Origin of the sequence: Kitasatospora kazusensis (assembly GCF_039529945.1) — a bacterium.
Classification (GTDB): domain Bacteria; phylum Actinomycetota; class Actinomycetes; order Streptomycetales; family Streptomycetaceae; genus Kitasatospora; species Kitasatospora kazusensis.
The window spans coordinates 387,895-399,235 of sequence record NZ_BAAANT010000002.1 but is presented as its reverse complement, the minus strand read 5'-3'; the positions used below and the strand labels follow the sequence as shown (position 1 = coordinate 399,235).

Here is an 11,341-nt window from a genome sequence, read left to right as displayed (position 1 = left end):
CCCCTTCGTCGTCGCCCTCAACGGCTTCGACGGACACCAGCCCCACACCGCCGACGAAGTCCGCGAAGCACTCCAGCTCGGCCCCGACACCCCGGTCATAACGCTGGACGCGCGCCGCCGGGACAGCGCCAAGAGCGCCCTCATCACCCTGGTCGAGCACGCCCTGCTCGCCCGGCTCCGCTAGGGCCGGCAACGGAAAGGCCCACGGACGGCAGTCCGTGGGCCTTCTGGTGATGCGTCAGGCGGACGCCGGGTCCAGGCCTGCCCGGATCAGCCCGTAGGTGTAGGCGTCGTCCAGGGCCCGCCAGGAGGCGGCGATCACGTTGTCCGCGACACCCACCGTCGACCAGGACGCGGTCGAGTCCGAACTCTCGATCAGCACCCGGGTCTTGGAGCCCGTACCGTGCTGGCCCTCCAGGATGCGGACCTTGTAGTCGACCAGCTCCAGCCTGCCCAGCTGCGGGTAGATGTGCTCCAGGGCCGTCCGCAGCGCCTTGTCGAGGGCGTCCACCGGGCCGTTGCCCTCGCCGGTGGCGATCCGGCGCTCGCCCTTGGCCCAGAGCTTGACGGTGGCCTCGTTGCCCGGGTTCCCGTCCGGTGACTGCTCGCTGATGGTCCGCCAGGACTCCAGCGTGAAGAACCGCTCGCGCCGGCCCCGGACCTCGTCCCGCAGCAGCAGCTCGAAGGAGGCGTCGGCGGCCTCGTAGGTGTAGCCCTGGTTCTCCTGCTCCTTGACCTTGGCGACCACCCGGCCGAGCAGGTCGCGGTCGGCGGAGAGGTCGTACCCGAGCTCCTTGCCCTTCAGCTCGATCGAGGCGCGGCCCGCCATGTCGGAGACCAGCATCCGCATGGTGTTGCCGACCAGCTCGGGGTCGATGTGCTGGTAGAGGTCCGGGTCGACCTTGATCGCCGAGGCGTGCAGGCCGGCCTTGTGCGCGAAGGCGGAGAATCCCACGTACGGCTGATGGGTGGAGGGCGCGAGGTTGACCACCTCGGCGACGGCGTGCGAGATCCGGGTCATCTCGGGCAGCTTGCCCTCGGGCAGCACCCGCCGGTCGTACTTGAGCTCCAGCGCGCCGACCACCGGGAAGAGGTTGGCGTTGCCGACCCGCTCGCCGTAGCCGTTGGCGGTGCACTGGACGTGGGTGGCGCCGGAGTCCACGGCGGCCAGGGTGTTGGCGACGGCGCAGCCGGTGTCGTCCTGGGCGTGGATGCCCAGTCGCGCGCCGGTCTGCTTCAGCACGTCGGCGACGGTGTCGCGGACGCCGGCCGGGAGCATGCCGCCGTTGGTGTCGCAGAGCACGACCACGTCGGCGCCGGCCTGGTGGGCGGTGCGGACGACGGCGAGCGCGTAGTCGCGGTTGGCGCGGTAGCCGTCGAAGAAGTGCTCGCAGTCGATGAAGACCCGGCGGCCCTGCGCGCGCAGGTACTCGACGCTGTCCCGGACCATCTCCAGGTTCTCTTCGAGCGTGGTGCGCAGGGCCAGTTCGACGTGCCGGTCGTGCGATTTCGCGACCAGGGTGACGACGGGTGCGCCGGAGTTGACGAGCGCGGCCAGCTGCGGGTCCTCGGCGGCCTTGCCGCCGGCCCGGCGGGTGGCGCCGAAGGCGACCAGCTGGGCGTGCTTGAGGTCGAGTTCGGCCGCGGCGCGGGCGAAGAACTCGGTGTCGCGGGGGTTGGCGCCGGGCCAGCCGCCCTCGATGAAGCCGACGCCGAAGTCGTCCAGGTGCCGGGCGATGGTCAGCTTGTCGGCGACGGTGAGGTTGATGCCCTCCCGCTGGGCGCCGTCGCGCAGCGTGGTGTCGAAGACGTGGAAGCTGTCGTCGGGGTGACTCATGGCCCTGGATTCTCCGTTCGGCGAGTACTGCGAATTGCCGGGTTTCTACTGTCCACCATCCCCGCGCGCCACCCGGTGTCCCACGACCCCTCGTGGGGGTCACGTTCCGTCCGGGTCCTGCTCCCGGCGGCTGGAGATGGGCCGGCCGGGGCAAAACAAAAGACCCCTCGCGGGTGCGAGAGGTCTGCGCGCGGGTCTGACGCTGATGGTCGCTCCGCGAGGGTCACTGCGGAGCGGTCACTGCGGACCGGCGCGCCTGCTGCTAATAATGAGCGCGAGCGAGGACACACCCGGAGTCTGGCACACCATCCGGAATGCGGCTGCCGTGTCTCGCGATCCGGGACGGGACCGACGGGCGGCGCGGGCCGGGCGGCGCGGGCGGACTTGACCGAGCCGACGCGGGCGCCGGGCCGGGCGCCCCGCCGCAGCGGAGCGCCCGGGAGGCGTCAGACCAGCTTGTGCAGCCAGTTGTGGGTGTCCGGGATCTGGCCGCTCTGGAGCGCCAGCAGGGTCCGGCGGAGCTCCATGGTGATCGGGCCCGGGTTGCCCTCGGCGACGGTCCAGTCGGCGCGGGCGGACTTGACCGAGCCGACGGGGGTGATGGCGGCGGCGGTGCCGCAGGCGAAGACCTCGGTGAGGGTGCCGTCGGCGTTGCCCTGCTTCCACTCGTCGGTGGAGATCCGGCGCTCCTCGACGGCGTAGCCGAGGTCGGCGGCGATCGTCAGGAGCGAGTCACGGGTGATGCCGGGGAGCAGCGCGCCGGAGAGCTCGGGGGTGACGATGCGGGCGTCCTTGCCTTCGCCGAAGACGAAGTACAGGTTCATGCCGCCCATCTCCTCGATCCACCGGTGCTCGGCGGCGTCGAGCCAGACGACCTGGTCGCAGCCCTTCGCGGCGGCCTGGGCCTGGGCGACGAGCGAGGCGGCGTAGTTGCCGGCGCACTTGGCGGTGCCGGTGCCGCCGGGGGCGGCCCGGACGTACTCCTCGGAGAGCCAGACCGAGACCGGCTTGACGCCGCCGGGGAAGTACGCGCCGGCCGGGGACGCGATGATCATGAAGAGGTACTCGTTGGCCGGGCGGACGCCGAGGCCGACCTCGGTGGCGAACATGAACGGGCGCAGGTAGAGGCTCTGCTCCGGCTCGCTGGGGACCCAGGCCTGGTCCTGCTGGACGAGCAGCTCCACGGCCTCGACGAACGCCTCGGTCGGCAGCTCGGGCATCGCGAGGCGGCGGGCGGAGGCCTGCATGCGCTCGGCGTTGGCGGTCGGCCGGAAGGTCGAGACGGACCCGTCGGTCTGGCGGTAGGCCTTGAGGCCCTCGAAGATCGCCTGGCCGTAGTGCAGCGTCATGTTCGCCGGGTCGATCTCCAGCGGCGCGTACGGGGTCAGCTGGGCGTCGTGCCAGCCGCGGCCCTCGGTCCAGCGGATGGTGACCATGTGGTCGGTGAAGACCCTGCCGAAGCCGGGATTGGCCAGCCGGGCCTGGCGCTCCGCGTCCGAGAGCGGCTGCGCGGAGGGCTTGAGGTCGAACGTGATGGGCGCCTGGGTGGGCGTACTCATGGCTGTCTGTCCTTCACCGTGGGGTTCGTCCGGGCGCGGACCGGTCGGTGATCGAACACACGACGGCACGGCCCACTGTTGATAGTCGCATCTAGAGGGCCGTGCCGAACAGCTGGCGTGTCAGCTGTGGAGGTAGTACCGGCCCGTCAGCCGGATACTCGGGCGGCGAGCGCGTCGCCGACCTCGGAGGTGCTGCGGGTGCCGGTGCGGGTGGCGAGGTCGGCCGCGACGGCCGCTTCCACCGTCGCCGCCTCGGCGGTGAAACCGAGGTGCTCCAGGAGCATGGCGACCGAGAGCACGGTGGCGGTCGGGTCGGCCTTGCCCTGGCCGGCGATGTCGGGGGCCGAGCCGTGGACCGGCTCGAACATCGACGGGAACTCGCCGGTGGGGTTGATGTTGCCGCTGGCCGCGAGGCCGATACCGCCGGTGACAGCCGCGGCGAGGTCGGTGAGGATGTCGCCGAACAGGTTGTCGGTGACGATCACGTCGAAGCGCTCGGGCTGGGTGACGAAGAAGATCGTCGCCGCGTCCACGTGCAGGTAGTCGGTGCTGACCTCGGGGAACTCCTCGCCGACCGCGGCGAAGATCCGCGTCCAGAGGCCGCCCGCGTGGACCAGCACGTTGTTCTTGTGGACCAGCGTCAGCTTCTTGCGCGGCCGCGCGGCGGCCCGGCGGTATGCGTCACGGACCACCCGCTCGATGCCGTACGCGGTGTTGAGGCTGACCTCGGTGGCGACCTCGTGCTCGGTGCCGGTGCGCAGCGTGCCGCCGTTGCCGACGTACGGGCCCTCGGTGCCCTCGCGGACGACCACGAAGTCGATCTGCGGCTGACCCGCGAGCGGGGAGTCCACGCCGGGGAAGAGCTTGCCGGGGCGCAGGTTCAGGTAGTGGTCGAAGGCGAAGCGCAGCTTGAGCAGCAGCCCGCGCTCCAGCACCCCGGACGGGACGCTCGGGTCGCCGATGGCGCCGAGCAGGATCGCGTCGTGGGTCTTCAGCTCCGCCAGCACGCCGTCCGGCAGGGTCTCGCCGGTGCGGTGGTAGAGGCGGGCGCCGAGGTCGTACTCGGTGGTCTCCACCTTGACGTCGGCGGGGAGGGCGGCGGCGAGCACCTTGAGGCCCTCGGCCACGACTTCCTGGCCGATACCGTCACCGGGGATCACTGCGAGACGAAGGCTGCGAGACATGGTCCGACCCTACTCCCGCGTCCCAGTCAGTGACATCAGCTGTCCACCATTCGGACCCTCGGGTCGGAACGCCGTCCCCCCGGGGGCCGGCGCGGAAGCGGGAGCGACGGCGCGCGCCCCCGCCTCGCGCGGCTCCGCGCTCCCCTGCCGCATATGCTCGGTCCGATTGGTCAGTTATGTCACGATTCGCACCCTTACCAGGAGCCACCGCGCCGTGAGCCGGACCGCCGCAGCCGCCCGTCGACGGCTCCGCAGCCCCGAGACCCGGGCGGCCGCGCTGGCGGCGGCGCTCCCCACGGCGGCCTACTGCCTGGCCTCGGCGTTCCACGGCACCTACCCGTTCGGCGGCCGGTCGCGGGCGGTGGGCGACCTCGGCGACCGGTTCGTGCCGTTCCACGCGCACCTGTGGGACCTCCAGCACGGCACCGCCACGGGTGACCTGCTGTTCAACTGGAACAGCGGCTACGGCTCACCCTTCCTCGCGGACTTCCTGGCGTACCTGGCGAACCCGTTCTCCTGGCTGGTCGGGCTCTTCCCGCGCGCGGCCGTGAACCTCCCGGTCTTCCTGGTCACACTGCTCAGCATCGGGCTGGCCTCGGCGCTGATGACGGTCTTCCTCGGCCGGCTGCACCCCGGCCCGCCCTGGCTGCGGGCGCTGCTCGCGGCCGGGTACGGCGGGTGCGCCTGGGTACTGGAGGACGGCGCGCCCGCGCCGATGTGGATGTGGGGCCTGGTCTCGCTGCCGCTGGTCTGTCTGGCCTTCGACCGGTGCCTGGCCGAGCGGCGCTGGGCGGCGGGCACCCTGCTCGTCGCGGCGGCCTGGGCGGGCAACCTGCACACCGGCACGATGGCCGTCCTCGGCGCCGGCCTGGTGCTGCTGACCCGGGTGTTCCTGGCCCGGACCACGGTCCGGGCCAGGCTGCGGGTGCTGGGCCGGTCGGCGGCCATGGCGGCGACCGGGGCGCTGCTGGCCGCGCCCGTGATCGTGGTCGGCTACCAGGCGGGCAAGGAGGCCCAGCCCGCCCGGGTGGCCCACTACGCCGGAGCACCCGGGGTCGCGGAGTACCTGGCGCAGCTGCTGCCCGGCGGGCGTCCGGACCATCCGCTGCCGAACGTCTTCGTGGGCGTGCCGGCCCTCCTGCTGGTCGCCTCGCTGCCGTTCAACCGCCGGGTGCGGGTCCGCGAGCGGGCCGCCTGGTACCTGCTCCTGGCGGCCGTCGCGGCCAGCTTCACCTGGACGCCGGCCATCATGCTCTGGCACGGACTGGCGCTCCCGAACGGCAGCCCGTACCGGGCGGCGTTCGTACTCAGCGGGATGCTGGTGATCGCGGCCTGGGTCTCGCTGGCGCACCGCCCCGACGCGTTCGCGCTGCTCGGCGGGGCCGGGCTGGTGGCGCTGGTGGCCCTGTCGGCGCGCGGGCAGCACTCGGTGGGCTCCGCCACCTGGGTCCTGGCCGCCGCCGGGGCCGCGCTGGTGGCGGGCGCGTTCCTGGCCGTCCGGCGCCGGCCCGACGACCCGGCGGTGCGGCGGATCGTCGGCGCGGCGCTGGCGGCCGGCGTGCTGGCCGGGTCCGTGTACGCCGCGTACCGGGCCGCCGTGCTCCGTGACGGGCCGCCGGCGCCGCGTACCGTCACGACGGCTGGTGCGCGGCCTCTCGCCGCGTACGGGCTGATCCGGCGGGCGGACGACTGGCCGGGCAGCCGGACGGACCCGGGCCCGCACGAGTTCACCGGCAACGACCCGCTGCTGCTCGGCGGCGAGGGCGGTGCGTACGACAGCGCCCACGTGCCCGCCGTCACCGCCCAGCTGCTGCACGACCTGGGCGCCGGGTGGACGCTGTCGGGCCGGCACACCCTCAGCCCCGCCGACCCGGTCGGGCGGGCCCTGTTCGGGGTGACCACCTACCTGGACCCGGCGCCGGGGGGCTTCGCCGCCGGGCGGGCCACGGCGGCGCCGCTGGTCACCGTGCACCCCGCGAGCCGACCCGGCACCTCCTCCGTCTGGGCCCGGCAGGAGTCGCTGCTCGGCACGGCGGTGTACGAGGTCCCGAAGCTGGCCCCGGCCGCCGGGCCCGCGCCCACCCTGCACGGGACCAGCGGCTGGTCGATCCCGGCCACGCCCGAGGGCGGCGCCGGGACGGTGTTCGCCGGGGTCTGCACCCCCGGCAGCACGGCGTACTTCTACGGGCCGTGGTTCGCGGGCACCGTGGCGGGGCTCGGGACGGCCTTCGAGAGCCAGGGTCTCCAGCCGGCGACCGCGATGCCCGTCCGCGAGCTGGGTACCGTGCCCGCCGACGGCGCCGTCCGGCTGCTGCTGCGGGCCGGGTCGGCGGCACAGGTCCCGGTGCAGCCGGTCGGCTGCCTGGCCCCGGGTGCGCTGGATGCGGCGCTCGGGCGGCTCAGGGGCGCCGTCTCCGTCCGGGCCGGCGGGCACGGGATCGAGGCCGTGCTGCCCCCCGGGTCGGCCGGCACCGCGCTGGTGTCCGTGCCGGCCGTCCGGGGCTGGCGGTGCTCGGTGGACGGCCGGGCCGAGGCACCGCCGACGCCGCTGCTGGGCATGGTCTCGCTGCCGCTCGGCGCGGGCGCCACGCGCTTGTCCTGCACCTACCGCACCCCCGGGCTCGACACCGGGCTGGCGGTCGGCGGCGCGGCGCTGGCGGTGCTGGCGGGTGCCGCGGTAGCCGGCCGGGTGCGGGTGCGCCCGGGGCCCGGGCTCCGGCCGCCGGCCGGCCGGGCCGAGGAGTCCCGTGCTACCTTCCGCGCCGAGGACGGCCCGTGCCCGGAGGAGGAGCGGTGAAACCCCAGTTCTGGCAGATCGTCAGGTTCGGCATGGTGGGTCTGGTGAACACCGCGGTCTTCTACACCTGCTACCTGCTGCTCCACCCGCACCTGCCGTACTTCGCCGCGTTCACCGCCGCGTTCCTGGCCAGCATGGTCGGGTCGTTCTTCATGAACACCTACTTCACCTACCGGACCAGGCCCACCTGGCGGAAGTTCCTGCTCTTCCCGCTGCCCAACGTCACCAACTACCTGGTGCAGAGCGGCGGCGTGCTGGCGCTGGTCCAGTGGTGCGGGGTGGACGACCGGATCGCGCCGCTGCTGGCGGCGGTGGTCGCGCTGCCGGTCACCTTCGTGCTGTCGAAGCTGGTGCTGACCGGCCGCGACCCGGGCCGGCCGGCCTCAGCCGACGATCTCGACGCGCCGCCCGTCCACGTTGAGGTGGTGGACAAGTAGCAGCCGGGTGGTGTCCCCCGGCGTGCGGCGGACCTCCAGCACCGAGCCCGGCCGCTCCGGGGCGGTGACCGCCGCCGGGCCGCCGAAGCCGCTGCGGACGTCGAGGGCCGGGTGCAGCACGTCGATCGCCAGCGTCGGGCGCTCACCGTCCAGGCCGATCGAGGAGACCGCATCCTTGGCCTTGGGGGTGCCGGCCTGGTCCAGGCCCGTCCAGAGGGCGTAGTGCACCGTGCCGCCGCCCTGCTTCAGGCCCGGCAGGGCCGACAGCCGGACGGGCAGCACGACGGTGTCGCTGTCCAGCAGGTCGGTGTCGGTGTCACCCCAGTGCGCGTTCAGCGGCTGGACGTCCAGTTCCTTGCCCGTCCGGGCGTCCAGGGCGCGGGCCACCAGGACGTCGCTGCCCGTCAGCCGGTCGCCGACCACGATCACGTCCGGCACGCCGTCGCCGTCGGTGTCCAGCGAGGCGCGCACGCCGAAGCTGCTCACCGGGGTGGCGCCCGGGGCCCAGAAGCTCGCGACCAGGTAGAGGGTGCCCTCGGCCAGCGGGTCGCCGCCGACCGCCGGGGCGTCGCTGGCGGCGCCGGCCACCCGCAGGTTGGCCGCGCGGTCACCGGCCCGGGTGACGCAGAGGTCCTTGCTCTTCTCGCTCTCCCGCATGTCCGCGGGGCAGTCGGGCCAGCGGGCGGCCTCCCCGCCGAGCGCGAAGGCGCTCACCAGCGCGCCGCCGCCTTCGGCCGGCGCGCCGGAGCCGGTCAGGGTGAGCAGGGTGGAGGTCTGCGAGGCGCGGGCCTGCGGACCGGCCGACAGCTCGGAGGCGGGACGCGGCGCGGCGAACAGCGGGACCCGCAGGGCCGGCAGCCCGGCGGCCGCCGGGGTGAGCAGCAGCCGTCCGGACAGCTCGGCCCGGTAGCTGCGGGCCCGGCCCGCCTGGGTGAGGTCGATGGTCGGGTCGGGCGCCCGGCCGAGCTGCCCGGGGACCCGCAGTGTGACGGTGACCCGGGCCGTCCCGCCCGCCGGGACGGTGACCCGGGCCGGCGACAGGTCGAAGGCGGCACCGGGGACTTCGGTGGACGGCAGGTAGCCGGTGTCGTAGTCGAGCGGCTGGTCCGAGAAGTTGCGGATCTCGACCTCCCGGCTCTGCTCGGTCGGCCCGGTCACCGGGACGGGGCCGAACGAGACGCCGACCGCGCCGTCGACCGAGCCCTCCCCCGCCGCGTACGCCACGGCCGGGGTGCGGACGGCGAGGTCCACCCGGGCCCGCCCGGCGCCCGTCCGCTCCGGGCCGTAGGACGGGCCGGACCGGTTCTCGCCGAGCCAGGTGTCGCCCGCCGTGTTCATCAGCGCCGCCTTGACCTCGGCGACCGACCAGTCCGGGTGGGCGGCGCGGACCAGCGCGGCCAGCCCGGTGACGTGCGGGGTGGCCATCGAGGTGCCGTCCTCGCGCATACCGCCGGCGCCGGTGCCGACCCGCGCCGACCAGATGCTCTCGCCGGGCGCGGCGACGTCCGGCTTGACGACGCCGGGCACCCCGATGCCCCGGGAGGTGAAGGCGGCCAGGGTGTCCACCCGCTGCGGCTGGTCCTCGGCGACCGAGCCGTGCAGCGTGTTGCCGGGGGCGGCCAGCTGCACCCGCACCGGGCCGTCGGCCATCGCCTTGACCAGCCGGTCGCCGTCGGCGCGGGCCAGGATCGCGGTGGGGATCTTGTCGTCCCCCGCGATCTCGACCAGGTTGCCGCCGTCGGAGGCGAACAGCGCGCCGACCGCGCCGGCGGCCGCCGCGTGGTCGGCCCGGGCGGCCGAGCCGCAGGCCCGGTCCGGGTCCTTGGCGTGCCAGCCGAGCACCGCGACCTTGCCCTTGAGCCGGGCGGCGTCGGCCGCGTCGAAGGCCGTGCAGCCGTCCACCTGGTCCGCCGGCAGGGCCAGCTCGCCGCTGACGTCCGCGGTCGACCAGCCCGGGTACTTGGCGCTCCAGTACGCGGGGACGGGCCCGGCCAGTGACTGGGGGGCGAGCACCCGGATGCCGTCCGCGTCGCCGTGCCCGTCCACCGAGGCGGCCACCGCGATGGCGCGGGCGGCGGTGCCCGGGCTGCCGCCGACGCCGTACTGGTCGCCCTCGTTGCCGGCCGCCGCGACCACCACGGTGCCCAGTTCGGCGAGGTGGTCGGCGGCCAGCGCGTCGGCGTCGTCGGGGTCGCCGAAGCGGCTGCCGAGCGAGAGGTTGACGACGTCGAGGCGGTCCGAGAGGTCGCCGTCGCCGTTCGGGTCGGCGGCCACGTCCAGGGCCTGGGCGAGCTGGTCGGTCGAGCCGTCGCAGCCGAAGACCCGGATCGCGTACAGCTTCGCGCCGGGCGCGGCGCCCGGGCCGACCTTGAAGCCGGCCGGGTCCAGCCCGGGGTGGTACGGGCCGGTGTAGGGCTTGCCGTCGGCGGTGACGCCGAGGCCGGCCGCGGTGCCCGCGACGTGGGTGCCGTGCCCGTTCAGCGCGCAGTCCAGCGGGTTGCCGCTCGGGTGCGGCACCGGCTGGTAGCCGGCGGCGGACGGGTCCGGGTTGTAGTCGTCGCCGACCAGGTCCTTGCCGCCGATCACCTTGGCGGTCGGGAACAGCGCGGCCGGGGCCGGCTTGCCGCGCTCGACCGAGCGGAACGCCTGCTCGGTGCCCGGGCCGCCGAAGTCGGCGTGGGTGTAGTCGATGCCGGAGTCGATGATGCCGATCCGCACGCCCGCCCCGGTGTTGCCTGGCAGCCCGGCGTCGGCGAGCTCGCCGGACCAGACCGAGGGCGCGCCGGTGAGCGGGACGGAGTACGCGTTGCCGCGCTCCTTCCGGGTGATCGGATGCACCGCCCGCACGCCGGGCAGCGCGCGCAGCGCGGCCAGCCGCGCGGGCGGGGCCGTCACCGCGAGGCCGGTGATCAGGGTGCGGGTGCGGTAGAGCTCGCGGGCTCCCGGGGCGGCCCGGCGGACGGCGCCGGCCAGACGGTCCAGTGCCTGGTCCACCCGCCCGCGCTGCTCGGCCCCGGCCCGGGCGGCCGCCCGGCGGATCTCCTCCGGAGTGCGGCTCGCCCGGCGGGCATCGGCCCCGGCCCGGCGCCAGGCCGGGGCGGCGGCCTCGGTGTCGAGTTCGAGCAGGACGCTCTGCGGGAGGCCTTCGGCGCGGGCGCCGCCCGCGAAGGGGCCGCCCCCGAAGGCTCCGGCCGCGGCGCCGGTGGGCGGCAGGGCCAGCGCGGCGGAACCTGCGACGACGGCGAGGGTGATCCCGATCCGGGTCAGAGCAGCGTGGGTACGCACAGGTCCGCCTCCCCCAGCAGGGGTGGGCACCCTCCCGGAGGCACCAAATTAGGATCACCGCGTTGACCCTGGCCAGCGGTTTCCCTCTTCCGGGGAGGGCATGCACTCCTGTGGGTGACGACCCGTCAGGCATTCGGCCCAGTGGTGACCCGGCGCCCGCGGAGAACCACGACAGGGGCGCGTGGGGGTTCTCCCCCAGCCTTCGGCCGGGAGGTACCCCCATGCGCCCCTGCTTCGTGCGT

At 74.6% G+C, this 11,341-nt stretch carries 6 protein-coding genes and 1 pseudogene; 3 read left to right on the top strand and 4 right to left on the bottom strand.

All coding sequences use genetic code 11. The annotated features are described in order from the left end of the window. Positions 1–184 (top strand): annotated as a pseudogene (locus ABD330_RS03780) (ATP-binding protein); the annotation flags it as partial. Between the two features lie 54 nt (positions 185–238). Here the strand turns inward: ABD330_RS03780 and cimA are convergent. From cimA to ABD330_RS03765, 3 genes are all read right to left on the bottom strand, one after another. Further along, positions 239–1,837, bottom strand: coding sequence for a citramalate synthase (gene cimA / locus ABD330_RS03775; RefSeq protein WP_344460582.1), 1,599 nt, complete (start codon positions 1,835–1,837; stop codon positions 239–241). A 446-nt stretch (positions 1,838–2,283) separates the two neighbouring features. Beyond that, positions 2,284–3,396 carry a branched-chain amino acid aminotransferase gene (locus ABD330_RS03770; protein WP_344460580.1) on the bottom strand — a complete coding sequence of 371 codons (1,113 nt, stop codon included), beginning with the start codon at positions 3,394–3,396 and terminating at the stop codon, positions 2,284–2,286. Positions 3,397–3,542: 146 nt separating this feature from the next. Next, positions 3,543–4,580 carry a 3-isopropylmalate dehydrogenase gene (locus tag ABD330_RS03765; protein ID WP_344460578.1) on the bottom strand — a complete coding sequence of 346 codons (1,038 nt, stop codon included), beginning with the start codon at positions 4,578–4,580 and terminating at the stop codon, positions 3,543–3,545. 214 nt (positions 4,581–4,794) lie between these two features. On the opposite strand from ABD330_RS03765, the gene ABD330_RS03760 reads away from it, so the two are divergent. Beyond that, positions 4,795–7,377 carry a YfhO family protein gene (locus ABD330_RS03760; RefSeq protein WP_344460576.1) on the top strand — a complete coding sequence of 861 codons (2,583 nt, stop codon included), beginning with the start codon at positions 4,795–4,797 and terminating at the stop codon, positions 7,375–7,377. Between the two features lie 32 nt (positions 7,378–7,409). Then, on the top strand, positions 7,410–7,814 hold the full coding sequence (locus ABD330_RS03755) for a GtrA family protein (protein ID WP_344460649.1): 405 nt from the start codon (positions 7,410–7,412) through the stop codon (positions 7,812–7,814). Here the strand turns inward: ABD330_RS03755 and ABD330_RS03750 are convergent. After that, positions 7,761–11,099 (bottom strand): S8 family serine peptidase, encoded by a 3,339-nt coding sequence (locus ABD330_RS03750; RefSeq protein WP_344460574.1) that lies wholly within the window; start codon positions 11,097–11,099, stop codon positions 7,761–7,763. The genes ABD330_RS03755 and ABD330_RS03750 overlap by 54 nt on opposite strands. Positions 11,100–11,341: the final 242 nt, after the last annotated feature.